The 23570-nt window shown below is 64.8% G+C and carries 23 protein-coding genes; 18 read left to right on the top strand and 5 right to left on the bottom strand.

What is annotated here, in order from left to right; genetic code table 11:
* The first annotated feature begins 77 nt into the window (after positions 1-77).
* The 8 genes from F7R19_RS24025 to F7R19_RS23995 all read left to right on the top strand — a co-directional run bounded on the left by F7R19_RS24025 (position 78) and on the right by F7R19_RS23995 (position 9872).
* The gene (locus F7R19_RS24025) at positions 78-1058 is read left to right on the top strand and encodes an HpcH/HpaI aldolase/citrate lyase family protein (protein ID WP_150982249.1); all 981 of its coding nucleotides are present in this window, start codon (positions 78-80) and stop codon (positions 1056-1058) included.
* A 241-nt stretch (positions 1059-1299) separates the two neighbouring features.
* Positions 1300-1854, top strand: a complete 555-nt coding sequence (locus tag F7R19_RS24020) for a hypothetical protein (RefSeq protein WP_150982248.1) — start codon at positions 1300-1302, stop codon at positions 1852-1854.
* Between the two features lie 188 nt (positions 1855-2042).
* A complete protein-coding gene (gene acnA / locus F7R19_RS24015) occupies positions 2043-4748 on the top strand; it encodes an aconitate hydratase AcnA (protein WP_150982247.1) in 2706 nt (901 codons plus the stop codon).
* 212 nt (positions 4749-4960) lie between these two features.
* Positions 4961-5095, top strand: a complete 135-nt coding sequence (locus F7R19_RS30525; protein ID WP_263289616.1) for a hypothetical protein — start codon at positions 4961-4963, stop codon at positions 5093-5095.
* A gap of 97 nt (positions 5096-5192) precedes the next feature.
* Positions 5193-6395, top strand: a complete 1203-nt coding sequence (locus F7R19_RS24010; protein ID WP_061959462.1) for a DUF2863 family protein — start codon at positions 5193-5195, stop codon at positions 6393-6395.
* Between the two features lie 245 nt (positions 6396-6640).
* Entirely contained in the window at positions 6641-8227 is a 1587-nt protein-coding gene (locus F7R19_RS24005) for an ABC transporter substrate-binding protein (RefSeq protein ID WP_150982246.1), read from the top strand.
* Positions 8228-8372: 145 nt separating this feature from the next.
* The gene (locus F7R19_RS24000; RefSeq protein ID WP_150982245.1) at positions 8373-9050 is read left to right on the top strand and encodes a DUF1120 domain-containing protein; all 678 of its coding nucleotides are present in this window, start codon (positions 8373-8375) and stop codon (positions 9048-9050) included.
* 144 nt (positions 9051-9194) lie between these two features.
* Complete coding sequence (locus F7R19_RS23995) at positions 9195-9872, top strand: DUF1120 domain-containing protein (protein ID WP_150982244.1); 678 nt, start codon at positions 9195-9197, stop codon at positions 9870-9872.
* Positions 9873-9903: 31 nt separating this feature from the next.
* Here F7R19_RS23995 and F7R19_RS23990 read toward each other — a convergent pair whose 3' ends face one another.
* Both F7R19_RS23990 and F7R19_RS23985 read right to left on the bottom strand, forming a co-directional pair.
* The gene (locus F7R19_RS23990; protein ID WP_061960155.1) at positions 9904-10785 is read right to left on the bottom strand and encodes a class I SAM-dependent methyltransferase; all 882 of its coding nucleotides are present in this window, start codon (positions 10783-10785) and stop codon (positions 9904-9906) included.
* Positions 10786-10814: 29 nt separating this feature from the next.
* Positions 10815-11576, bottom strand: coding sequence for a tetratricopeptide repeat protein (locus F7R19_RS23985; protein WP_150982243.1), 762 nt, complete (start codon positions 11574-11576; stop codon positions 10815-10817).
* A gap of 173 nt (positions 11577-11749) precedes the next feature.
* Between F7R19_RS23985 and F7R19_RS23980 the strand changes: the two genes are divergently transcribed.
* From F7R19_RS23980 to F7R19_RS23970, 3 genes are all read left to right on the top strand, one after another.
* On the top strand, positions 11750-12265 hold the full coding sequence (locus F7R19_RS23980; RefSeq protein WP_150982242.1) for a hypothetical protein: 516 nt from the start codon (positions 11750-11752) through the stop codon (positions 12263-12265).
* A 147-nt stretch (positions 12266-12412) separates the two neighbouring features.
* Positions 12413-12778 carry an ArsR/SmtB family transcription factor gene (locus F7R19_RS23975; RefSeq protein ID WP_061960158.1) on the top strand — a complete coding sequence of 122 codons (366 nt, stop codon included), beginning with the start codon at positions 12413-12415 and terminating at the stop codon, positions 12776-12778.
* Positions 12775-13860 (top strand): SRPBCC domain-containing protein, encoded by a 1086-nt coding sequence (locus F7R19_RS23970; RefSeq protein ID WP_150982241.1) that lies wholly within the window; start codon positions 12775-12777, stop codon positions 13858-13860. The genes F7R19_RS23975 and F7R19_RS23970 overlap by 4 nt, the downstream gene beginning before the upstream one ends.
* 27 nt (positions 13861-13887) lie before the next feature.
* Here F7R19_RS23970 and F7R19_RS23965 read toward each other — a convergent pair whose 3' ends face one another.
* The 3 genes from F7R19_RS23965 to F7R19_RS23955 form a co-directional block, all read right to left on the bottom strand.
* Positions 13888-14382, bottom strand: coding sequence for a DNA-deoxyinosine glycosylase (locus F7R19_RS23965; protein WP_061960160.1), 495 nt, complete (start codon positions 14380-14382; stop codon positions 13888-13890).
* A 59-nt stretch (positions 14383-14441) separates the two neighbouring features.
* Entirely contained in the window at positions 14442-16343 is a 1902-nt protein-coding gene (gene htpG / locus F7R19_RS23960) for a molecular chaperone HtpG (protein WP_150982240.1), read from the bottom strand.
* Between the two features lie 105 nt (positions 16344-16448).
* Complete coding sequence (locus tag F7R19_RS23955) at positions 16449-17987, bottom strand: aminotransferase-like domain-containing protein (RefSeq protein WP_061960162.1); 1539 nt, start codon at positions 17985-17987, stop codon at positions 16449-16451.
* Positions 17988-18071: 84 nt separating this feature from the next.
* On the opposite strand from F7R19_RS23955, the gene F7R19_RS23950 reads away from it, so the two are divergent.
* The 7 genes from F7R19_RS23950 (at position 18072) to F7R19_RS23920 (ending at position 23555) form a co-directional block, all read left to right on the top strand.
* Positions 18072-18749: a VOC family protein gene (locus F7R19_RS23950; protein ID WP_150982239.1), complete on the top strand. Its 678-nt coding sequence runs from the start codon at positions 18072-18074 to the stop codon at positions 18747-18749.
* Positions 18750-18796: 47 nt separating this feature from the next.
* Positions 18797-19513, top strand: a complete 717-nt coding sequence (locus F7R19_RS23945; RefSeq protein WP_150982238.1) for an alanyl-tRNA editing protein — start codon at positions 18797-18799, stop codon at positions 19511-19513.
* 5 nt (positions 19514-19518) lie between these two features.
* On the top strand, positions 19519-20151 hold the full coding sequence (locus F7R19_RS23940) for a LysE family translocator (RefSeq protein ID WP_150982257.1): 633 nt from the start codon (positions 19519-19521) through the stop codon (positions 20149-20151).
* Positions 20152-20155: 4 nt separating this feature from the next.
* Complete coding sequence (locus F7R19_RS23935) at positions 20156-21127, top strand: DMT family transporter (RefSeq protein WP_223505790.1); 972 nt, start codon at positions 20156-20158, stop codon at positions 21125-21127.
* 12 nt (positions 21128-21139) lie between these two features.
* A complete protein-coding gene (locus F7R19_RS23930; RefSeq protein WP_061955921.1) occupies positions 21140-21595 on the top strand; it encodes a RidA family protein in 456 nt (151 codons plus the stop codon).
* A gap of 69 nt (positions 21596-21664) precedes the next feature.
* Positions 21665-22852, top strand: coding sequence for an aminotransferase-like domain-containing protein (locus F7R19_RS23925; RefSeq protein ID WP_061955923.1), 1188 nt, complete (start codon positions 21665-21667; stop codon positions 22850-22852).
* 58 nt (positions 22853-22910) lie between these two features.
* On the top strand, positions 22911-23555 hold the full coding sequence (locus tag F7R19_RS23920) for a glutathione S-transferase family protein (protein ID WP_150982255.1): 645 nt from the start codon (positions 22911-22913) through the stop codon (positions 23553-23555).
* Positions 23556-23570 lie beyond the last annotated feature (15 nt).

The raw sequence follows: 23570 nt of genomic DNA, 5'->3' as shown, positions 1-23570 counted from the left end.
AATCGGCGCGGACCCCGGTTTTTGTTTGGGCAACCGGAAATTCCTAGCCACCTCCTTCGCTTCATCGCTATATCAACGTGCATCCATCCGAGGTCTTGTTCCAGGGCGAAGCCATCCCGGTGCAACTGCCGGTCTGCGACCACTATGCGGGCAGCGAAAAGCTGATGCGCAAATCGCTGGCGCTGCAACGTTCGCTTGGCCCCATTTTCGACATCACGTTCGATTGCGAAGACGGCGCGGCCGTCGGACTCGAACGCGAGCACGCCCAACTGTGTGCGCAACTGATCAACGGTGCCGACAATGCGTACAACCGCGTCGGCGTGCGCATCCACGATCCCAGCCACGCCAGCTGGCGCGAGGACATCGACATCCTGGTGGCAGCCGCCGGCGCCCGTCTCGCCTATGTGGTGATCCCCAAGGTGACCGACGTGGTGGAAGTGGCGCGCGTGACCGATCACGTCAATCAGGTTGCTCGCACCGCAGGCATCGCACGTCACATTCCGATCCATGTCCTGATCGAAACGCATGCCGCGCTCGAGCAGGCATTCGATATCGCCGCGCTGGTCCAGGTGGAATGCCTGAGCTTCGGGCTGATGGATTTTGTTTCGGCACACCACGGCGCGATTCCGGGCGAGGCGATGCGCTCGCCCGAGCAGTTCGAGCACCCGCTGATCCGGCGCGCCATGCTGGAGATCTCGGCCGCGTGCCACCGCCACGGCAAGGTGCCGTCGCACAACGTCAGCACCGACATCGATACGCCGCAGCGCGCAGGCGACGACGCGCATCGAGCGCGCGCCGAATTCGGCTACCTGCGCAAATGGAGCATCCATCCGGGCCAGATCGAACCGATCGTGGCGGCGTTCCGGCCCAGCGACCGCGAGATCGGCGCCGCCAGTCAGATTCTTCTGGCCGCGCACGAAAACAGCTGGGCGCCGATCCGGCATGATGGACAACTGCACGACCGCGCCAGCTATCGGTACTACTGGTCGCTGCTGCAACGCGCCCACGCCACCGGCACCCCGCTGCCCCCGCCTGTCGCCGAGCTTTTCTTCGATTGACCCGCCTCCCCTGGCCGCCATGCATGCGCACACTGCTCATTTCTGGCGCCAAGTGGCCGATGACGAACCGACTGCCGGCGATTGTGTAACCAATGGAAGTCAGACTTCGCCCAGTCAGACAAATCGTAGAGAATAGCGGCGGAAAGTTGCCGGGGCGTGCACGTAACATCCCAGCTTTACCCCCGACGGTTTCACTATAACGAGCCCCCTTGATCATTTAGCAATCCGGAAGGAATCCACAATGAAACAACTCGTGCTGGCGGCCTGCCTTGGCGCCCTGACCCTGACCACTGCCGGCGCCGCGCTGGCCCAGGAACCTGCCAAGAAGCCTGCCGCCACCAAGACCAAGAAAGCGCCCGCCAAGAAGTCCACCGCCGCAGCCGCCGCCGCGCCCGTGGAGCCGTCGGGCGAAAAGTGGCAATGCGAGCTGGGCAACGCCATCTGGATCAACGGCAACATGCTCCGTGACGAGGTTCTGACCGTGCACTGGCAAGGCAAGAACTACCGCCTGCCGCGCCAATCCACCGTCACGGGCGCCGACCGTTACTTCGACGCCGCGTCGGGCCTGGACCTGGTCGTGATCCCGTCCAAGGCCATGCTGTTCAACCGCAACCTGGGCCAGCGCCTGGCCGACGAATGCCAGAACGCCGACATGCAGGCCGGCGGCTCCGCGCCGACGCAGGCCGGTGCGCTGCGCGCGCCGGTGGCCACGCCGCTGCTGGTGGCGCCGTCGCAGCCGGCCGCCCAGCCGACCGAAGGTCAGCAGCCCGGTGCACAACCCGCGCCGAAGCAGTAAAGTCGAAGTCTTGCCTTACCCGCGCGGCGCCTGACCGATGGCGCCGCGCGGCCTGAACCGAATGTTTGTCAACGGTGTGCGACCGGGCCGGTCGGCCGCGCCGCATGGTCAGCGGCGGAACCCTTTCGCGTACCGGGGTATCAAGAAGAAGAGCATCTCCCGCGTCATCCCTCGATTGGAGTCAGGCAATGCCCCACAACCTCAATAACACCCTCAAGGAATTCAAGCTCGCCACCGGCGGCTCCGGCCAGTACTATTCGCTGCCTCAACTGGGCAAGGCGCTTGGCGTGAAGATCGAGCGCCTGCCGGTGTCGATCCGGCTGGTACTGGAATCGGTGCTGCGCAACTGCGACGGCAAGAAGGTCACGGAAGAACACGTCAGGCAACTGGCCCACTGGAAGCCCGACGGCGACCGCGTGGATGAGATTCCTTTCGTGGTGGCGCGCGTGGTGCTGCAGGACTTCACCGGCGTACCGTTGCTGGCCGATCTGGCGGCCATGCGCAATGTGGCCGAGAAAATGGGCAAGAACCCCAAGCAGATCGAGCCGCTGGTGCCGGTCGACCTGGTGGTCGACCATTCCGTGCAGATCGACTATTTCCGCGAGAAGAACGCGCTGGATCTGAACATGAAACTGGAATTCCAGCGCAACAACGAGCGCTACCAGTTCATGAAGTGGGGCATGCAGGCATTCGACACCTTCGGCGTGGTGCAGCCGGGCTTCGGCATCGTCCACCAGGTGAATCTGGAATACCTGGCGCGCGGCGTGCACAAGAAGGACGGCGTCTACTATCCGGACACGCTGGTCGGCACCGATTCGCACACCACGATGATCAACGGCATCGGCGTGGTGGGCTGGGGCGTCGGCGGCATCGAGGCCGAAGCCGGCATGCTGGGCCAGCCGGTGTACTTCCTGACTCCCGACGTGGTCGGCGTGGAACTGAAGGGCCGCCTGCGCGAAGGCGTAACCGCCACCGACCTGGTGCTGACGATCACCGAAATGCTGCGCCGTGAGAAGGTGGTCGGCAAGTTCGTCGAATTCTTCGGCGAGGGCACCGCCAGCCTGACCACGCCGGACCGCGCCACCATCGGCAACATGGCTCCGGAATACGGCGCCACGATGGGCTTCTTCCCGGTCGACGAAAAGACTATCGAATACTTCCGCGGCACGGCACGCACGGACGAGGAAATCGCCGCATTTGAAGGCTACTTCCGCGCCCAGGGCCTGTTTGGCGTGCCGAAGGCCGGCGAGATCGACTACACCAAGACGCTGACGCTGGACCTGGGCACCGTGGCCCCGTCGCTGGCCGGCCCGAAGCGTCCGCAAGACCGTATCGAGATCGGCCACGTAAAAAGCACGTTCGCCTCGCTGTTCAGCAAGCCGGTGGCCGAGAACGGTTTCAACAAGGACGCTGCGGACCTGGACAAGGAATACACCAACGCCGACGGCGTGAAGGTCAAGAATGGCGACGTGCTGATAGCAGCCATCACGTCGTGCACCAATACGTCGAATCCGAGCGTGCTGCTGGCGGCCGGCCTGCTGGCCAAGAAGGCCGTCGAAGCGGGCCTCAACGTGGCGCCGCATATCAAGACTTCGCTGGCGCCTGGCAGCCGGGTCGTCACCGAATACCTGACCGCCGCGGGCCTGCTGCCGTATCTGGAAAAGCTCGGCTTCGGCGTCACCGCCTACGGCTGCACCACCTGCATCGGCAACGCCGGGGATCTCACGCCCGCGCTGAACGAAGCGATCGTGCAGAACGACATCGTGGCCGCCGCCGTGTTGTCGGGCAACCGCAATTTCGAAGCGCGGATCCACCCGAATATCCGCGCCAACTTCCTGGCGTCGCCGCCGCTGGTGGTGGCCTACGCCATCGCCGGCACGATCACGCGCGACCTGATGACCGAGCCGGTCGGCAAGGGCAAGGACGGGCGCGACATCTGGCTCGGCGATATCTGGCCGACTTCCGAGGAAATCCACGCGCTGCTGAAGTTTGCGATGGATGCCAAGACCTTCAAGGGCAACTACGAGCAGGTGAAGAAGCCCAGCAAGCTGTGGGCCAACATCAAGGGCACCAAGGGACAGGTCTACGACTGGCCGAAATCGACCTACATTGCGGAGCCGCCGTTTTTCCAGGACTTCACGATGACGCCGAGCACCGAATCGGTGACCATCCGCGGCGCGCGTGCGTTGGGCGTGTTCGGCGATTCCGTGACGACCGACCATATTTCCCCGGCCGGCTCGATCAAGGACACCTCGCCGGCCGGCAAGTACCTGCTGGCGCATGGCGTGCTCAAGGCGGACTTCAACAGCTATGGCTCGCGCCGCGGCAATCATGAGGTGATGATGCGCGGCACCTTCGCCAACGTGCGCATCAAGAATCTGATGATTCCGCCAAAGGCCGACGGATCGCGCGTCGAAGGTGGGCTTACGTTGCACCAGCCGACCGGCGAGGAAATGTCGATCTACGACGCGGCGATGAAGTACGTCGCCGAAGGCACGCCCACCGTCGTGTTTGGCGGCGAGGAATACGGCACGGGCTCGTCGCGCGACTGGGCGGCCAAGGGTACGCAGTTGCTCGGCGTCAAGGCCGTGATCGCGCGCAGCTTCGAGCGGATCCACCGCTCCAATCTGGTGGGCATGGGCGTGCTGCCGCTGCAGTTCAAGGGCAGCGACAGCGCGCAGTCGCTGGGCATCATCGGCAACGAAACCTTCGACGTGGAAGGCATCGAAGGCGATCTGAAGCCGCAGCAGGACGTGGTGCTGGTGATCCATCGCGCCAATGGCGACACTCAACGCGTGCCGGTGCTGCTGCGCATCGACACACCGATCGAGGTGGACTACTACAACCACGGCGGCATCCTGCCGTTCGTGCTGCGCCAGCTCCTGGCCGCTTAAGCGTCCGCCAGGCCGGCGCGTGCCGGCCCGACTGGCTCACAGGCCGCCGCGCCCGGGTAACCGGGGCGGCGGTTTTTTTCATGGGCGCGCGGCCGGATGGTCGGGCGGGCGCGGGTATTCCCCACCCCGACGCGTAAGTTCCGCGCAAGCCTGCGCTGCCAGACTCGTCTCCACGCATCCAGCGCCAAACCAATACCTACTGGAGACATCACATGGCCAAGATTCTGATCGCATTCGTCGTCGTCGCGGGCGCCTGCCTTTACCTGTTGACCAAGGGCGGCGGCGAGGTGTCGATGGCCGGCGAATCGCACGGCACGGAAACGCACGCCCCAGCCGCACAAAAATAAACTCGCCAGACTCGTCGATTCGAGGGTTACGGTGGACTGCGGCTGTCAACGCAGCGAGTAGAATACCGTTTTACGAAAAAACGGACGTCCTCTACTTATGGCAGGTTTTCGCCCAAAGTCTTCTCCCCGACTCTCGCCAGACGCCGAGCGACTGGTGGCCGATGCGCTCGCTCTCGACGCATCCGGCAGCCGCATGGAGGATGGGTATTGGGAGCGCCGGTTGTCTCAACGGCTCCATCGCCTGCTGAAGAACGGCAGCCAGACCGCGCTCGATGCGGCGCTCGAACACCTGTTCAAGCACAATGCCGATGCATCCGACGTGCTGGCTGAACAGGCCGAGACGTTGGCCGAATCGGCCGCCATTGAGATCGACGGCGTGCAGCATGACGTACTGCTGATTGCCGCGCCGATCCTGGCCCATACCCGCTATGCCATCCCGTCCGGCGCGCTCAAGCCCGAGCTGGCGCAGTCGCTGGCGGTGCACCTGCAAGCGCACGTGCTGGCCACCGACACCAAGGTCGCGCTGTCGCCCTACCTGTACAGCATCGACCAACTGCCGCGCAGCCACAGCGACACCTTTGCGCTGACGCACAAACTGGCGTCGGCCGCGCTGGCCGGCACGGTGCCCAAGGTAGACCTGCGCGATCTGCCCGAGACGGCGCCGATCCTGGCCGATCCACGCTATCTGCTGGCCGTCGTGGTGGCGCCGCATGAAGGCGCGCTGTTCCGCTGGCAGGAAGACGCCAAGGAACACCACGCCGAGCGATCGACCTGCCTCGAACAATGGCGCAACCAGGTGCAGCCGACCGTTGCGGTGCTGTTGCCCGGCTGCGAGTTCGAACTGCTGCTGCCGGACGCCTTCTTCCTGTCGTGCCGCGAATCGGACAAGAGCATCCGTCCGCTGACCGTGCGCGCGGCCGTCAACTACCTGTGCGGCACGCTCGATGTACCAGCGGGCCAGCTGGCCGCCGTGGTGGCTGGCTTTGGCGAGGAAGTGGTGGAGGAATACCGCGTGGGATTTACCATGCGCGGCGAAAAGGAAGTGATCTACGGCATCGTCTGGCCCGTGTACGGCCGCGAATCCGGTGAGATCGACGCCGAAGAGAAAGGCAATCCCGTGGAACAGATCTGCGAGGAACTGCGCAACGCCGGCGTGGAGGATATCTTCCGCCACGCCGCACTGTTCGATCCGGAATACTGCGAGGATTGCGGCACGCCGCTGTACGCGGACCGCTCAGGTGAAATCGTGCACGCCGAGCTGCCCGAGGACGCGCCGACGCAGCAGCCGCTGTTCCACTGAAGCGCTGCGCCAGACAGAAAACCCGCCACAGCCCGGCGGGTTTTTTTATGCCCGCCGCCGCCCCCGCATCGGGCAACGGTCGGATGGGCAGATCGACGGACACCTCCGTAGCGCAACGCGCCATTGCGCGGCGGCCCCTGACCTGTCAGAGTCTTCAAAGGTATCGGGCATTCAAGTACATTTGACGGCACAATAGCGCGCATATTGCGTACCACCGCGACCCACACCGTACGAGGAGCCCGCTTATGATCCGCCGCACGCTGCTGCAAGCCACCCTATCCATTACGCTGGGCGCCGCCGCGCTGATGCTCTTGCCGGCGCAGGCCGCGCATGCCGAAGACTTGCGCATCGGTCTGGCGGCCGACGTGACCTCGATGGATCCGCACTGGAACAACGCGGGTCCCAATAACGCCATCGCGCTTCACATCTTCGAGTCGCTGGTGTTCATGGACAAGAACGCGCGCTACATCCCCGGCCTGGCGTTGTCGTGGAAGCCCGTCAACGCGATCACCTGGGAAATCAAGCTGCGTCCCAATGTGAAATGGCACGACGGCTCGCCATTCACCAGCGAGGATGTCAAGGCATCGCTGGAACGCCCGGAGAAACTGACCAACGCGCCGGGATCGTTCACCAGCTATACCAAACCCATCGCCCGCATCGATACACCCGACGCGCTGACGCTACGTCTGACGATGAACGTGCCAAATTACGCCAATCTGGCCAATGATCTGAATAGCGTGCCGATCATGCCGAAGAAGATCGCCGCGGACCTCAACCAGGCTGACTTCGATTCCGGCAAAGCGATGATCGGCACGGGGCCGTACAAGTTTGTGCGCTTTGCGCGGGGCCAGGAAATTGTGATGACGCGCAATCCCGACTACTGGGGACCCAAGCCAGAATTCGACCGCGCAGTATTTCGCATTCTTACCGACAACGGCGCGCGGACCGCCGCACTGTTGGCTGGCGATGTCGACGTGATCGAAAGCGTGCCGGCCGCCGACGTCGCCAAGCTCAAGCAAAACAACAAATTCAAGATCGAGCAGACCGTGTCGTGGCGCACCATTTTCTGGCAGATGGATCAGTGGCGCGACAATTCGCCGTTCATCACGGACAAGGCCGGCAAGCCGCTCGGCAAGAATCCGTTCAAGGATGCACGAGTACGGGCGGCGATCAGCAAGGCGCTGAATCGCGATGCGATCGTCAAACGCATCATGGAAGGCCTGGCGGTACCGGCATCGTCAATCGTCTCGCCGCAGATTTTCGGTCATCCGGGCACCAAGCCGGACGCATTCGACGCGGAAGGCGCGAAGAAGCTGCTGGCCGCGGCCGGCTATCCCGACGGCTTCGGCCTGACGCTGCACGCCACCAACAATCGCTATCTGAACGATGCACAGGTCGCGCAAGCCACGGCAGGCTTGCTGACGCGCATCGGCATCCAGACCAAGGTGGAAACGCTGCCCGTCGCCAGCTACTTCACGCGCGCGCGTCAGGGCGAGTTCTCGTTCCAGATGCTGGGCTGGGGTTCGGCCGCAGCAGACGTTGCACTACGCTCGATCACCGGCACGCCAGACCCGAAGACCGGCTACGGCACATGGAACTGGGGGAAGTACAGCAATCCCAAGCTTGACCAGTTGATCGAGAAATCGCTGACCACGGTGTCGAGCGAAAAGGACCGCGAAGCCAACGCGCGCGCCGCCGCCAGGTTTGCGCTGGAAGATCACGCGATCATTCCGTCGCACAGCCAGTTGGCGATGTGGGCGATGCGGCGTGGGCTGCGCTATGAGGCGCGCACGGACGAATGGTCGCTCGCGCAGTTCTTCCACAAGGAGTGAGGGACGGGGCGGCAATCGGAGGAAATTGAGCGCACCTTGCGCGACGCATGGGTAACTTCGGCAATTGGCCGTACAGCGATGTCATGGCGACCAACCTGTGATTAATCTTCAGGAGCTTTCAACAACTCCTCAAAGGTTGTCACAAATGAAATCTGCATTCCGAATTGCCGCTCTTTCATCGCTGCTCGGCCTTGCCTCGCTTGGGGCTCATGCCGCGGAGACCGCAGACCTTACCGTCAAGGGGGTCATCCGCCCGTCCGCGTGTTCGATAACACTGTCCAACGACGGCAAGATCGACTTCGGCACCATTGCTGCCAGTTCGCTCAACGAGACGGGCGGCACAAACCTAGGCGAAAAGACCGGCACCGCCACCATTACCTGCGAGGCGCCCACGCTGATCGGGCTAATGGCCACGGATAATCGCGCGGGCACGGTCAATCCCAATGCCAATCCCATTTCTTTGGATAGCAGTTGGTCTGACACATTCTTTGGGGTAGGAAGCGTCGATGGCAAGAACGTCGGGGCCTATACGCTCGATCTGGTGCCGCCTACTGCGGATGGCGCCACGATCTCCCCATCCAGGTCGTCAGACCAAGGCGCCACGTGGGCCGAAGTAACGGCCTACGGTGGCAACTCTCTGGTCAGCCCACAGAGCACGCTAATCAGTTGGTCACCCAGCGGCCAAGCTACGCCAGAAGCCTATACCGTCATTTCGCAGCCGTTCAAGATCGGACTTGGCGTGGCCCCAAAATCCGAACTGCCCGACCTGACCACGGACATCCCCATCGACGGGCTGGCCACATTCACACTGGTCTATCTGTAATGTAAATCGCGAATTCGAGGCGCGTCAGCGCCCCGGATTCGCGATTGCCCGGAAGGCTTCTGCCATTCAAGAACCGGCCATGTTTCCATGCCGGTGCAGTGACTAACCTTCCGGAGACTCAACGCAAATAAGTAGGTAGTCAAAATGAAATCAACTCTTCGCATCGTCGCCCTCTCAACGCTGCTCGGCCTCGCCTCGCTTGGGGCTCACGCCGCCGAAACCGCAGACCTTACCGTCAAGGGCGTTATCCGCCCATCCGCCTGTTCGATAACACTGTCCGACGACGGCCAAATCGATTTCGGCAACATTCGCGCCAGTTCGCTCAATGCGACAGGCGGCACAGATATTGGCGAGAAAACCGGCACCGCCACCATTACCTGCGAGGCGCCAACACGGGTCGGGCTGACAGCCACCGATGATCGCGCCGGCACGGCCAATCCCGATGCCAATCCTATTCTTCTGGGTCGCGGTTGGTCTGGCAATTTCTTTGGAGTAGGGAGCGTCGATGGCAAGAAAGTCGGCGCCTATGTGCTCTACCTGACCGAGCCTACCGCGGACGGCGCCTCGGTCTCCCCCTCCAAGTCGCTGGACCAAGGGGCAACGTGGGCAGACGAATCGCGCTACGGAACCGATTCACTGATCACCCCACAGAGCATGCTCGTCAGTTGGTCACCGATTAGCCAGGCTGCGCCAGAGGCCTACACCACCATTTCGCAGCCCTTCAAGATCGGCCTTGGTGTGGCTCCCAAATCCGAACTTCCCGACCTGACCACGGACATCCCGATCGACGGATTGGCCACCTTCACGCTGGTCTATCTGTGACGTGACGCCACGCCCCTCCGGGGCGGAAGCGTCAGATCACCAGCCGCTCTTCCTGCCGTGCGTTTGCCGCGCGCAGCTTCTTCACCCAGTCCCTGGCGGGCAGCTTGGTCGATAGTTCGATCACATCTGCCCGCGCCTGCAGCGCTTCCCACGACACGTCGATGGCCGGCCCGTTAAAGGCCAGCGCGATGATATTGCCGTCGTGCACCTCGGGAAAGACCAGCACCCGATTGTCGAAGGCATCGCAAATGCGCTCGATGTTTTTCGGGAAGCTGTCGTGGTCGCCAAACAGGTTGATCGTCATGACGCCCGGCGATTTCAGCACGCGGCGGCAGGCACGATAGAACGCCGTCGTATCGAGCACCGGGCCCCGCGCGGTGGCGTCGTACAGATCCACCTGCAAGGCGTCGATCGATTCCGTGCTGGCGGCGTCCATCACGTAGTCCCACGCATCCTGCTCGCGCACCGTCAGGCGCGCATCGTCCTCGCGCAAGCCGAACATGCTGCGGCCCGCCACGATCACAGCCGGATTCAGTTCCACCGCGGTGACCTTTGCCTTCGCAAAATGGCGATAGCAGAATTTGGTCAACGCCGCGGCGCCCAGCCCCAACTGCGCGACGTGGAAACCGGCCTGAGCGGGCGACAGGAACAGCAGCCACGCCATCATCTGCTGTGCGTATTCGAGTTCGATGGACTCGGGCTTGCGCAGCCGCATCGCACCCTGCACCCATTCGGTACCGAAATGCAGATAACGCACGCCATCCATTTCGGAAAATGTCACCGGCGCGAAACGCGGCGTCATGCGCTTTTCTTCGGCGTTCTTGGAAATATTCTTACGCGAGGATTCACGGTCACCACGCGCGGGACGGCGCGAAGCCGCGGCCTCGATCGATTTGCGTTTCAGAAGCGTCATAGATGAAAGAAGTGCGCCAAGGGCGCGAATCATTGGCCCAACGCGGCTTGCGCGCGCTGCAGCCATTCAAGATTGTGTTCGCGTGCGTGGCGCGGCCAATGGCGCGCATCATGCACGATCTCGGTATAAAGCGCCGTGGCGCGCTCGCGATCGGCAGCGTCGGGCTGGCGGCTCAGCCAGTCGGCAAACAGACACCGCGCCGCGGCATCGCTGGCGCAGGTCAGCGCGCGCTCAAACGCTTCACGCGTGCCCGGCGCGCCGAGGGCGGACAGCGCGCGAGCATACAGTAACGACGGCTCGGCCTGATTGCGCGCTAGCGGATGGGCCGCAAACAGGCGCTCCAGCGTGGCTTGAGCATCGGCATGGCGGCCGGTGACCACCTGCGCGCGCGCCAGCCCTTCCAGCAGCGCCGGGTCCGAGGCAAAGGGGCCGTTGGCCGCTGCCTGATAGTGCTCCAGCGCCTCGGCCGCGTTGCCGGCATCGAGCAGCGCCGCGCCCAGGCGCATGCGGTGATCCACGGTAGGCGCCCGGTCAAAGGCCTCGCGCGCGTCGCGCACGGCGCGATGCGGGTCGACAATCTGCTGAATGGCCCGCGACGCCGCACGCGCACCGCGCGACTGGCGCAAGCCCGGCAAGTAGACCGCAAAGAAATAAACGATGCTGCCGAGGCCGGGAAACACGAACAGCAGCAGCAGCCAGTACATGTTCTGGTGCGTGCGCACTGCATGCACGGCGAAAAAGATCGCCACGATCACGTGCAGGCCAATGCCGCCGATACCAAGAGAAGACATAGCAGAACGATCCGATTGAATGGACGGGATGCAGGACGACGCCAACAACCTTTGGCAGCGCCGGCCTGGCCGCGATTGTGACAGAAGCCGGTAAGACCCCGGCTACAGCACTAAAGTTTTTGCGCGGCCGGCCGAAGAAGGGGGTGGGCTCTTTCTTCGAATGGACTAACAACATGACATCCATCAGCAGCGTGACGCCGCAGGTGACCGTAGCCAGTGACGCAGCAATCACCAGCACGCGCCGTTTCAGCGCAACCACGGACGCCGCGCAGGCCGCCGACGCGCAGGCCACCGGCGTAAACGCATCGTCGACCTCTTCCGACTCGTCCACCGCGTCGGTCGACGCAAGCGGCCGCATTGCCGCGCCGGCCGGTGCGGGCAAGGCCGGCGGCGCCGGCGGCACGGGCGCGGCCGATAGCAGCAGCGATGACAGCGAATCGGCCGTCATCAAGGCGCTGAAGCAGCAGATCGAGACGCTGCAGAAGCAACTGGCCGTGCAAATGCAGCAATTGCAGGCCGCACAGAGCGCCAAGACCGACGAGCAGACCAAGGCCGCCCGAGTCGCCACCGCGCAGGCCGCCGTCTCCACCACCCAGGCGGCCCTGTCCGACGCGATGGTCAAACTGTCCGAAGCGTATCAGCAGGAAACCGGCTCCAGCACCGGCAACATGGTCAACACCACGGCCTGACGATTCGGCGTTTTTTCCCTCGGGACCGGCCGTTTTGGTCGGTCCCTGCCCCGGCGCAATCCGCCCTCCGCGCCCCCGTCCGATTCCCCTCCGATCCAAGTTGTAACAGCGCTTGCGTGTCATTTAACCATTGCGTTAAATGACGGCATGCCCCTCGACGACGACTCACTATCGCCAATCTTCGCCGCCCTGGCGGACCCGACGCGCCGCGCGATTCTTGCGCGCCTGACGCAGGGCGAAGCGCCGGTCAGCGAACTGGCGCGGCCCTTCGACATGTCAGCGCCGGCCATTTCGCGCCACTTGCGGGTGCTGGCCGATGCCGGACTGATCGAGCGTGAAGTGAACGCCCGCTGGCGCATCTGCCATCTGCGTCCCGGCCCGCTGCGCGATGCGTACAGCTGGCTGGAAACCTACCGGCGGTACTGGGAGGACAACCTCGACAGGCTCGTTGCCTTTGTCGAGCAGGCGCAATCCGACACCGATGTCACATCGAAGCAAGGGAACAAGCCATGAGCGAAGCCGCGACCTTTCATCTGGAAATGACCCGTCAGATCCGCGCCCCGCGCGATCGCGTGTTCGATGCCTTCACCGATCAGGCCGCGCTGGCCACCTGGCATTGCCCACGCGGCATGAGCGTGCTGGAAGCCCGCGCCGACGCGCGGGTGGGCGGGACATACCGACTGGTAATCGGCGCGCGGGATGGCGAAAAGCACATCGTCAATGGCGAATACCAGACGCTCGACCGCGCCAATTTCCTGGCCTACACGTGGGAATGGGAAGGCGGCGCGGAGTTGCCGCCCGGCATGCGCACGCTGATCGAAGTGACCCTGACCGACAAGGACGGCGGCACCCACATGCACATGCGTCACAGCGGCTTCCCCGACGCGGCGATGCGCGACTCGCATGTCAGCGGCTGGCAGTCGGTGTTCAACAACCTTGTCGATTATCTGGACTCGGAAGGCAGCGCCGCCACGTTGACCGTCTACGGCGATGCGCGCAGCACCTATGTGCGCACCGTACGGCTGGCGCTGGAGGAAAAAGGGCTGCGCTACACGCTGGATCCGCTAACGCCGCGCGACGACGCCCTGCTCGCCCACAACCCGTTCGGCCGCATACCGGCCTTCGCCGATGGCCCGATCGAGTTCTACGAAACGCGGGCGATCCTGAGCTATATCAACGAGGTCTTCGGCGGCACCAACCTGATTCCGCAGACCGGCCCCACCGCCCGCGCACGCTGCGAGCAATGGATCAGCCTGATCAACTGCCACGCCTACGACACCATGGTGCGGCGCTATGTGCTGCAGTATGTGTTCCCGAAGGGGGAAAACGGCCAGCCCGACCGCCAAACCATCGACGCCGCCGTGCCAGAAATGGCCAAACAGCTAGACGTACTGGAGCAGGCGTACGGTGGCAGGGATTTCCTGGTGGGCAATGCGTTGTCGATGGCCGACCTGTTCTTCGCGCCGATTGTCGAGTATCTGGGGATGTTCCCGGAAAGCCAGGCCTTGCTGGAGACGCGGCCCAATATCCGGCGCGGCCACGCGGTCATGCGCGCACGGCCCAGCTACGCCGCCACGCAGCCGAAGGCCGATTGAACCTGCGACGGGCAGGTCGGCGCGCGCTCAGGCCAGCCACTCGCGCAGTGCCTGCCATGCCAACAGCTTGTCCGCATACGCGAGCGTGTAGGCGGGACTGCTCGAGGGCAGCTTCAGGATCGCATGCTGGTCGCCATGGTCGCCCAGCGCGCGCTCACCAATCTTCGCCGCCGTCCCGCCATTGAACGCGATGGCTCTCAGCTTGGGCAGCGTGGCGATCAGCCCAACCAGATCGTTGCCCTGGTGGTCGCGGATATTGCTGTCCAGGCTGCCATCGCGGCGCGCTTCGGCGACCACATCCCAAAGCCCCACGCGATGCCTGCGCAGCGCCGCCAGGCGCGCGTCGTAGGCGAGCCCGACCAAATCCACGCCCAGCACGTCGCCCATCAGATGCCAGAAACGGTTCTGCTTGTGCGCGTAATACTGCGAGTGCGCCAGCGAGACTTCTCCGGGCAAGCTACCCAGCACGAGCACGCGGGTGTGGCGGTCCACCACCGGGGGAAAGCAGCGTTTCGTGGACATCGGTGATTCCCAAAAAGCCACGAGGCGCCCGCAGGCGCCTCGTGGTGGCGTCACGGTCGTCAGGCAAGCAGACGATTCACGCGCTGCACATAAGCCGCCGGATCATCAAGCATGCCGCCTTCGGCCAGCAGCGCCTGATCGAACAGCACGCGCACGCGGTCGCCGAACGCCGCTTCGTCCGACACATCGCGCAGTTTCCTGACCAGCGCATGCTCCGGGTTCAGCTCCAGGATCGGTTGCGCATCGGGGCTTTTCTGACCGGCCTGCTTGAGCAGCCGCTGCAGGTAGCCGCTCATGTCGCCTTCGTCGGACACCAGGCACGAGGCCGATTCGGTCAGTCGCAGCGTCACGCGCACATCCTTGGCCTTGCCTTCCAGCACCGACTTGGCGCGCTCGACCACATCCTTCCATTCGGTGCTGGCCTTTTCCTGCTCGGCCTTTTCGGCCTCGTCGGCCAGTGCACCGAGGTCCAGATCGCCGCGCGCCACCGACACCAGTTCCTTGCCGTCGAATTCGCGCAGGTACGACAGCATCCATTCGTCGACGCGATCAGTCAGCAGCACCACCTCAATGCCCTTCTTGCGGAACACTTCCAGGTGCGGGCTCGACTTGGCCGCCGCCCAGGTGTCCGCCGTGACGTAGTAGATCTTGTCCTGGCCTTCCTTCATGCGCGCCACGTAGTCGGCCAGCGACACCGACTGCTCGGCCGTGTCGTGGTGCGTGGTGGCAAAGCGCAGCAGCTTGGCAATCCGCTCGGCGTTGGCGTGATCTTCGCCCATGCCTTCCTTGAGCACCTGGCCGAACTGTTCCCAGAACGTCTTGTACTTGGCGCGCTCGGCGTCGTCCTCGCTATCGGCCAGCGTCTCGAGCATCGACAGCACGCGCTTGGTACAGCCTTCGCGGATGGCCCTCACGTCGCGGCTTTCCTGCAACAGTTCGCGCGACACGTTCAGCGGCAGGTCGGCGGAATCGACCACGCCCTTGACCCAGCGCAGGTAGGCCGGCAGCAGTTGCTCGGCGTCGTCCATGATGAACACGCGCTTCACATAGAGCTTCAGCCCGGCCTTGTGATTGCGGTCCCACAGGTCAAACGGCGCATGCGCGGGGATGTAGAGCAGTTGCGTATATTCGCTGCGACCTTCCACGCGGTTGTGGGTCCACGCCAGCGGCGCGTCGTGATCGTGCGCGATGTGCTGGTAGAACGCCTGGTATTGCTCGTCGGTGATATCGGACTTGTTACGTGTCCACAGCGCGCTCGCCTGGTTCACGCTCTCCCACTCGCCGGTCTGCTTCTGCTTCTGGGCTTCGGCATCCCATTCCTCCTTGGGCATGCGGATTGGCAGCGAGATGTGGTCCGAATACTTGCGGATGATGTGCTGCAGGCGATACGACGACAGGAAATCGTCCTCGCCCTCGCGCAGATGCAGCGTGATCGTGGTGCCACGCTCGGCGCGCTCGATCGTGTCGACGGTGAATTCGCCGTCGCCGGTGCTTTCCCAGCGCACGGCCTCGTTGGCCGCCAGACCCGCGCGGCGCGTTTCCACGGTGACGCGGTCGGCCACGATGAAGGCCGAGTAGAAGCCCACGCCGAACTGGCCAATCAGCGCGGCGTCTTTCTGCTGGTCGCCCGACAGTTGCTGGAAGAATTCCTTGGTGCCCGAGCGCGCGATGGTGCCGAGATTGCGGATCGCTTCGTCGCGGCTCATGCCGATGCCGTTGTCGGTGATCTTCAGCGTGCGCGCGGCGGCATCGGGCTCGATGCGGATCGCCAGGTCGGCATCGTTTTCGAGCAGGGCAGGATTCGCAATCGCCTCGAAGCGCAGCTTGTCGGTGGCGTCCGAAGCGTTGGATACCAGCTCGCGCAGGAAGATTTCCTTGTTGCTGTACAGCGAGTGGATCATCAGGTGCAGCAACTGCTTCACTTCCGCCTGGAAGCTCATCGTCTCGTGCGGTACGGTCATGGTTCTCTCTCTTGAAACGGATCTATGGATCGATGCGCAACAGTGCCCGGCGCGCGTCCGGCGCCGCAGCGATGGCGCTAGAAATCGGGACGACCCGGGAGCTTTTCAAGCCCCCGCGTCGCCGGGACTGGCGGGCGCGCCGGACAGGCGGTCCATCTGTTCGGCCAGAAAGCGCAGCATGCCCGGATCGGCGCTGCTGGCCACGTTGAAGCGCGTCCAGGTGGACGGCATCTGCGACGGCGAAAACAGGCTGCCCGGCGCAAACAGATAGCCCTCCTCATGGCCGGCGGTGGCGATGACGTTGGTGTCCACGCCGGTATCGGCCCACAGATACATCCCCGCCAACTGGCCGGGAAAGATCCGTACGCCCAGCCGTTCCAGCCGCTCGCGCGTCTCGTCGCGGGCGCGGTCCAGGCGCACGCGCACGCGCTCGGTGTGCTTGCGATAGTGGCCTTCGGTCAGCACCTTGTAGACCACGCGCTCGTTGATTTCGGGCGTGGCCATGCCGGTGACCAGCTTGCTGTCGGTCAGCGTGACGGCCAGTTCGGGGCTGGCGGCGATAAAGCCGACGCGCAGATTGGCGGCCAGCGTCTTCGAAAAGCTGCCCAGGTAGATCACGCGCCTGAGCTGGTCCAGGCTGGCCAGGCGCGTGGCGGCGTGCGCCGGCGGGCACAGATCGCAGTAGATATCGTCCTCGATGATCGTGAATCCGTACTGCTCGGCCAGTTGCAACAGCCGGAACGCGCGCGCAGCCGACAGCGACGTGCCGGTCGGATTGTGCAGCACTGAATTGACCACCAGCAGCTTCGGGCGATGCGCCTGCGCGATACGCTCCAGCGCCTCCAGATCGGGGCCGTCCGCCGTGTAGGGCACGCCGATCACGTTGGCGCCCTGGGTGGCAAAGCGCGCGAACATCACGAACCACGCCGGATCGCCCACCACCACGGTGTCGCCGGGATGCAGAAACTCCCGGGCGATCAGGTCGAAGGCCTGGGTGATGCCCGACGTCATGACGATCTGCTCCGGCGTCACGCCGATTTCCAGTTCCTCCAGGCGGGTGCGCAACTGCTGGCGTAGCGGCAGGAATCCCATCGGCGTGCCGCTGGACAGGAAATGTCCGCCGGGCTGCCGCCCCAGGCCGCGCATCGCGGACGACAACAGCTCGCCGTCGAGCCAGTCGTTGGGCAGAAATCCCCAACCTGGCGCCTTGTGGCTTTCGGCGGAATGGAACATGCTGCGCAGCAGCCATGTGACGTCGACATTGCGCATGGACGGCGACGCGGGCGGCGTCACCACCGCAGGATGCGGCACGCGATCCCGTACGAAGAAGCCCGAGCCGCGCCGCGATTCCAGATAGCCCAGCGCCACCAGCCGCTCGTAGGCTTCCACCACGGTAAAGCGCGAGATGCCCTTTTCGGCGGCCAGTTGACGGATCGACGGCATGCGCATGCCGGCGCGAAACACCCGCTCATCGATCCGCAGGCGCGCCCATTCGGTCAACTGCTCGACCAGGGTCATCTGCGCCGATGGAATCGGGTCGGGCAGATGCGGATGGCCCGCTGCCGGCAATACCAGCCGCAGCGGCCTGGTCCCGCCGGCCGCGCCTTCCTTGGCGTCTCGATTATTCTTCTGGCTGCCTTCCATGTGGCGCTCCCGCAACTGTACTGAAGACGATCTGATCAACTGTATCGGTACTGTACCGACAAGCTTGACTACCATCAACCAACCATGACGCTTGCCATTGACCACCTCGTGATTGCCGCGCCCGACCTCGATACGGGCGCCGAGTATGTCGCCGACGCGCTCGGCATCGCGCCGCAGGGCGGCGGAGCGCATCCTGGCATGGGCACGCACAATCGCGTGCTGGGCATGTTTGGCCAGATGTACCTCGAAGTGATCGCGATCGATCCGTCGGCCCCCGCGCCACAGCGGCCGCGCTGGTTCGCCCTCGACACCGAGGCGATGCGGCAGCGGCTGCGCGACGGCCCGTTCCTGGCGCACTGGGCCGCGCGCGTCGAGCGTCCCACCGATCTGTCGCGCTGGCAGGCCCAGTATCCGGACCGCATCGCCCCGCCCGTGCCGATGACGCGCGGCGCGCTGCAATGGCGGCTGACCGTGCCGGACGACGGCAGCCTGCCCGCCTGGCGCGGCGAGGCGGCCAGTGCGGGCGATGGCGTGTTCCCCACGCTGATCCAGTGGGACGTGGCCGATCACCCCGGTGTCAGCCTGCCGCGCCACGACCTGGCGTTGCGCAAGCTGCGCGGCAAGCATCCGCAAGCCGAGCTGCTGCGACAGGGACTGGCCTGGATCGGCGCCACGGGCGCAATCGAGATCGAACACACCGATGGGCCGCCGCTGCTGGAGGCCGAGATCGAAACGCCAGCGGGGCTCAAGACCCTGCGTTGAAACCAGAAAACACCTACAAGCATCAAGCACACCGAAGGAGCTCCCCAATGTCCGCCATCACGCTCAAGCGTTTCGACGACGACGCTTACCTCGATCACTGCCACGCCACGGTGGTGGCCACAAGCGCGGCGGGCATCGAACTCGACCAGACCGTTTGCTACGCGCGCAGCGGCGGTCAGGCCGGCGACACCGGCACGCTGACCGCAGCCGACGGGCGCGTCGTCGTGCTGGCCGACACCATCTACGCCGACGACCGCACGCGCATCCTGCACGTGCCCGCCGAAGGATCGCCCGCGCTGCAGCCCGGCGACCGCGTGGAAGTGAAGATCGACTGGCAGCGCCGTCACAAACTCATGCGGCTGCACACCTGCCTGCATCTGCTGGGCTCGCTGATTCCCGTGCCGGTGACCGGTTGCAGCATCTCGCCCGATTCGGCGCGCATCGATTTCGATCTGCCCGAATCGACGCTGGACAAAGCCACGCTGACGCAGCAACTGAACGCGCTGATCGACGCCCGCACGCCGGTCGGCATCGACCGCATCACGCCGCAGCAGCTGGCCGCCCAGCCCGATCTGGTGCGCACCATCGGCGCCGCACCGCCAGCCGGCACATCGACGATCCGCATCGTCGACATTCCCGGCGTCGACCGGCAGCCTTGCGGCGGCACGCATGTGGCCAACACGGGCGAGATCGGCGCGGTGGTCGTCACCAAGATCGAAAAGAAGAGCCGCACCAACCGGCGCGTGGTCGTCAACTTCGCATGATGCCGATGCAAGAGGCGTGGCTCACCGGGCTGTCCACGGCACAGTTCCTTGCCCTGATCACGCTGCTCGCGGTCGGCGCTTTCACGCCGGGCCCGAACACCACCATCGCGGCGGTCACCGGCGCCAACTTCGGCCTGCGCGCCACGCTGCCGCACTGCACCGGCGTGTCGCTGGGATTTGCCAGCATCGTCGCGCTATGCGCCACTGGCGTGGGCGCGCTGATCCTGGCAAGCCCCATGCTGGCGGCGGCGATCCACGTAATCGGCGTGCTGTATCTGCTGTGGCTGGCGTTGCGCATCGCGCGCAGCACGTCGCTGGCCGAAAAGACCGTGCTCAGGCCGATGAACATCTGGCAATCGGTGGCGCTGCAGTACGCCAACGTCAAGGCGTGGATGCTGGCGCTGGCAGTGGCCGCGTCCTATATGTCGGGCGCGCCGTCGCCGGCGCAGCGCATCGTGCTGGTCAGCGTGCTGTTCGGCGCGTTCGGCTTCGTCAGCAACGGCGCATACGGCGTACTGGGCGCGTCGCTGCGCCAGTGGCTCATGCAGGGCAATCGCGTGCGCCGGTTCAACGGTGCGATGGGCCTGGCGCTGGCGCTCACGGCGGTCTGGATCGCCGTGGCCGGACAACCGCATTGAGACCATGACCCGCACCTCTCATCCCCAATCGGGCGGCATGCTGCTTGGCTTTATCGGCGTGGCAATCTTCAGCCAGACGCTGCCGTTCACGCGCATGGCCGTGATGGAACTTGACGCCACGTTTGTGGCGCTGGCGCGCGCGGTGATCGCGGCCGTGCTGGCGCTGGCGCTGCTGGCCGTGCGCGGCGCGATGTCTCCGGCGCGCCGCCCGCGGGGCCGGCAGTGGGCGCGCCTGGCCTTGACGGCGCTGGGCGTGGTGGTCGGTTTTCCGCTGTTTTCGTCGCTGGCGATGCGCGAAGTGCCCGCCGGCCATGGCGCGATCGTGATCGGCCTGCTGCCGCTGGCCACCGCGGTATTCGCCGCGTGGTTCGGCAACGAACGCCCTTCCCCGGCGTTCTGGCTGTCGGCGGTGGCCGGCAGTGCGCTGGTGGTCGCTTTCGCGCTCTGGCAGGGCGCGGGCGGACTGCAGCATGCCGACTGGTATCTGTTCCTGGCCGTGGTGCTCGGCGCGCTGGGCTACGCCGAAGGCGGCAAGCTGTCGCGCGAACTGGGCGGCCTGGAGACCATCAGCTGGGCGCTGGTGGTGTCGCTGCCCGTGCTGGCGCCGGTGGTCGCATGGCTGGCGCTGGCCAACGGCCCCGCGATTGCCGCCGCTTCGTCGCACGCGTGGGTCGGCATGGCGTACGTGTCGGTGTTCTCGATGTTCATCGGCTTCCTGTTCTGGTACGCCGGCCTTGCAAAAGGCGGCGTGGCGCGCGTAGGCCAGATACAATTGCTGCAGCCGTTCCTCACGCTGGCGGGCGGCGCCCTGATCCTGGCCGAGCCCCTCGATGCCGCCACCGTCGCTTTTGCAGTGGCGGTGATCGCCGTGGTAGCCGCCGGCCGGCGCGCCTCCGTGCGCAATACCGCACCCGCCACGCCACCAGTCCCCGCGACTGGAGAAACGCCCCCGATTCATCCAGGACGCATTCACTGACAGGAGTCACGCATGTCCGTCTACGACACCCTTGCCCGCCTCGGCGTGGAACTGCCGAGCGCCGGCGCCCCGGCTGCCGCCTATGTGATGGCCGCCACCACCGGCAACACCGTATTCCTGTCGGGCCACATCGCCCGCAAGGACGGCAAGCCCTGGGCCGGCAAGCTTGGCAAGGATATCGACACCGACACCGGCAAGCAGGCGGCGCGCAACATCGCCATCGACCTGCTGGCCACGCTGCACGGCCATATCGGCGATCTGAACCGCGTCAAGCGCATCGTCAAGGTGATGAGCCTGGTGAATTCCACCGAGACCTTCACCGAGCAGCATCTGGTCACCAACGGCTGCTCCGAATTCCTCGTCGAAGTGTTCGGCGAAAAGGGCAAGCACGCACGCAGCGCTTTTGGCGTGGCGCAGATTCCGCTGGGCGCCTGCGTGGAAATCGAAATGATCGTCGAGATCGCCTGAGACAGAATCCAGAAGAATTGCCGGGCCATGTCGGTCCGGCGCACGACTTACCCCACCACGAGACCAATCATGAAATGGGCCATCTCCCGCCGGGCGCAGCAACTGACCAGCTCGGCCATCCGCGAAATCCTCAAGGTCACCGAGCGTCCGGAAGTCATCTCGTTCGCCGGCGGCCTGCCGTCCCCGGCGTCGTTCCCGGTAGCGGCCATGGAAGCGGCGGTGGCCCGTGTATTTGCGGATAACCCCCAGGGCGCGCTGCAATACGCGGCCACCGAAGGCTATCTGCCGCTGCGCGAGTTCGTGGCAAAGCGCTACAACGTCGAGGTCGAGCGCGTGCTGATCACCACTGGCTCGCAACAGGCGCTGGACCTGATCGCCAAGGTGATGATCGATCCGGGCAGCCCGGTGCTGGTGGAAACACCGAGCTACCTCGGCGCACTGCAGGCGTTCTCGCTGTTCGAGCCCGAATTCGTGTCGATCCCGACCGACGAGCACGGCCTGATCCCCGCGGCGCTGACGCCCGAGCTGACCGCCGGCGCGCGCTTTCTCTACGCACTGCCGAACTTCCAGAACCCGACCGGCCGCCGCCTGCCGCTGGAGCGCCGCCAGGAGCTGGTCCAGCGCGCAAAGGACCTCGGCGTGCTGCTGGTCGAGGACGATCCGTATGGCGAACTGAGCTATTCGGGCAGCCAGTTGCCGACGCTGCTGTCGATGAATCCCGACGGCGTGATCTACATGGGATCGTTCTCGAAGATCCTGGCGCCCGGCATGCGCCTGGGCTTCGTGATCGCCCCGCCGGATCTGCACTTCAAGCTGTGCCAGGCCAAGCAGGCGTCCGACCTGCACACGCCGACGTTCACGCAGCGCATCGCTTACGAAACCGTCAAGGACGGCCTGCTCGAGCGCCATATCCCGACCATCCGCGAGTTGTACGGCAAGCAGTGCGCGTACATGCTGGACGCGCTGAAGCGCCACATGCCCGAAGGCGTGACGTGGAACGCGCCGGAAGGCGGCATGTTCATCTGGGTGGAATTGCCCGAGGGCCTGAACAGCATGACGATCCTCGAGGAAGCGGTGCGCCGCAACGTGGCCTACGTGCCGGGCGCGCCGTTCTACGCCACCAATCCGCGCATGAACACGCTGCGCCTGGCGTTTGTGACCGTGCCGGCCGAGCGCATCGAGCAAGGCGTATCGATCCTTGGCGCGCTGTTCCGCGAGGCCATCGCGCAGCACGCCCCGCAGGCCCGCGCCGCCTGAGCCTGCGACATTCCCACAGGAGACCCTGGACGTGATGGAAGCCGAGGAGCCGCAAACGATGCTGCGTATCTGGGGCCGACTGTCGTCGATCAACGTGCAGAAAGCGGTCTGGTGCGCGCGCGAGCTGCATCTGGACCACGAACGCATCGACATCGGCAATCAGAAGGGCGAGCTGGACACCGAAGCCTATGTCCGCCTGAATCCGAACCGGATGATTCCGGTGATCGAGGATTTTCGCGATACCGACGTGGCCGGCGAGCCTTTCGTACTGTGGGAATCGAACGCGATCGTGCGCTACCTGTGCGCGCGTTATGGCGAGTCCACGCTGTGGCCGTCCGACGTCAAGGCGCGCGCCTCGGCCGATCGCTGGATGGACTGGCAGACCACGGCGTTCAGCCCGGCGATGGTCCAGGCTTTCCTGCAATCGGTGCGCGTGCCGGCCGACCAGCGCGACGACGCAATCATCGCCCGTTCCTGCGAGCGCACCGAGCCGCTGGCGAAAATGCTCGACGACGCACTGGCCGACCGCGAATTCATCGGCGGCGACCGCTTCACGATGGCCGACATCTCGCTGGCCTGCGCGGCGCATCGCTGGATGGGCATGCCCGTTGCGCACACGCCGCGTCCCAACCTGCAACGTTGGCTCGACGCCATGCGCGCGCGGCCTGCGGCGATGGGTATTCTGGTATTGCCGTTGAAATAATCCGGTAGGCGCCCG

The sequence above is a fragment of the Cupriavidus pauculus genome, from assembly GCF_008801835.1.
GTDB classification, from domain to species: Bacteria; Pseudomonadota; Gammaproteobacteria; order Burkholderiales; family Burkholderiaceae; genus Cupriavidus; species Cupriavidus pauculus.
Note: the sequence above shows the minus strand (reverse complement) of the source record. Positions and strands in the feature narration are given on the sequence as shown.

Excerpts from the sequence above, each read along its gene's own strand:
- F7R19_RS23955 (WP_061960162.1), bottom strand. The coding sequence starts at position 17,987 with ATGGAAGGCAGCCAGAAGAATAATCGAGACGCCAAGGAAGGCGCGGCC.
- F7R19_RS23945 (WP_150982238.1), top strand. The coding sequence starts at position 18,797 with ATGTCCGCCATCACGCTCAAGCGTTTCGACGACGACGCTTACCTCGAT.
- F7R19_RS24020 (WP_150982248.1), top strand. The coding sequence starts at position 1,300 with ATGAAACAACTCGTGCTGGCGGCCTGCCTTGGCGCCCTGACCCTGACC.
- F7R19_RS23930 (WP_061955921.1), top strand. The coding sequence starts at position 21,140 with ATGTCCGTCTACGACACCCTTGCCCGCCTCGGCGTGGAACTGCCGAGC.
- F7R19_RS23980 (WP_150982242.1), top strand. The coding sequence starts at position 11,750 with ATGACATCCATCAGCAGCGTGACGCCGCAGGTGACCGTAGCCAGTGAC.
- F7R19_RS23950 (WP_150982239.1), top strand. The coding sequence starts at position 18,072 with ATGACGCTTGCCATTGACCACCTCGTGATTGCCGCGCCCGACCTCGAT.
- F7R19_RS23920 (WP_150982255.1), top strand. The coding sequence starts at position 22,911 with ATGCTGCGTATCTGGGGCCGACTGTCGTCGATCAACGTGCAGAAAGCG.
- F7R19_RS23975 (WP_061960158.1), top strand. The coding sequence starts at position 12,413 with ATGCCCCTCGACGACGACTCACTATCGCCAATCTTCGCCGCCCTGGCG.
- F7R19_RS23995 (WP_150982244.1), top strand. The coding sequence starts at position 9,195 with ATGAAATCAACTCTTCGCATCGTCGCCCTCTCAACGCTGCTCGGCCTC.
- acnA (WP_150982247.1), top strand. The coding sequence starts at position 2,043 with ATGCCCCACAACCTCAATAACACCCTCAAGGAATTCAAGCTCGCCACC.
- F7R19_RS30525 (WP_263289616.1), top strand. The coding sequence starts at position 4,961 with ATGGCCAAGATTCTGATCGCATTCGTCGTCGTCGCGGGCGCCTGCCTT.
- F7R19_RS23965 (WP_061960160.1), bottom strand. The coding sequence starts at position 14,382 with ATGTCCACGAAACGCTGCTTTCCCCCGGTGGTGGACCGCCACACCCGC.
- F7R19_RS24000 (WP_150982245.1), top strand. The coding sequence starts at position 8,373 with ATGAAATCTGCATTCCGAATTGCCGCTCTTTCATCGCTGCTCGGCCTT.
- F7R19_RS24005 (WP_150982246.1), top strand. The coding sequence starts at position 6,641 with ATGATCCGCCGCACGCTGCTGCAAGCCACCCTATCCATTACGCTGGGC.
- F7R19_RS23935 (WP_223505790.1), top strand. The coding sequence starts at position 20,156 with ATGACCCGCACCTCTCATCCCCAATCGGGCGGCATGCTGCTTGGCTTT.
- F7R19_RS24010 (WP_061959462.1), top strand. The coding sequence starts at position 5,193 with ATGGCAGGTTTTCGCCCAAAGTCTTCTCCCCGACTCTCGCCAGACGCC.
- htpG (WP_150982240.1), bottom strand. The coding sequence starts at position 16,343 with ATGACCGTACCGCACGAGACGATGAGCTTCCAGGCGGAAGTGAAGCAG.
- F7R19_RS23970 (WP_150982241.1), top strand. The coding sequence starts at position 12,775 with ATGAGCGAAGCCGCGACCTTTCATCTGGAAATGACCCGTCAGATCCGC.
- F7R19_RS23940 (WP_150982257.1), top strand. The coding sequence starts at position 19,519 with ATGCAAGAGGCGTGGCTCACCGGGCTGTCCACGGCACAGTTCCTTGCC.
- F7R19_RS23985 (WP_150982243.1), bottom strand. The coding sequence starts at position 11,576 with ATGTCTTCTCTTGGTATCGGCGGCATTGGCCTGCACGTGATCGTGGCG.
- F7R19_RS23925 (WP_061955923.1), top strand. The coding sequence starts at position 21,665 with ATGAAATGGGCCATCTCCCGCCGGGCGCAGCAACTGACCAGCTCGGCC.
- F7R19_RS23990 (WP_061960155.1), bottom strand. The coding sequence starts at position 10,785 with ATGACGCTTCTGAAACGCAAATCGATCGAGGCCGCGGCTTCGCGCCGT.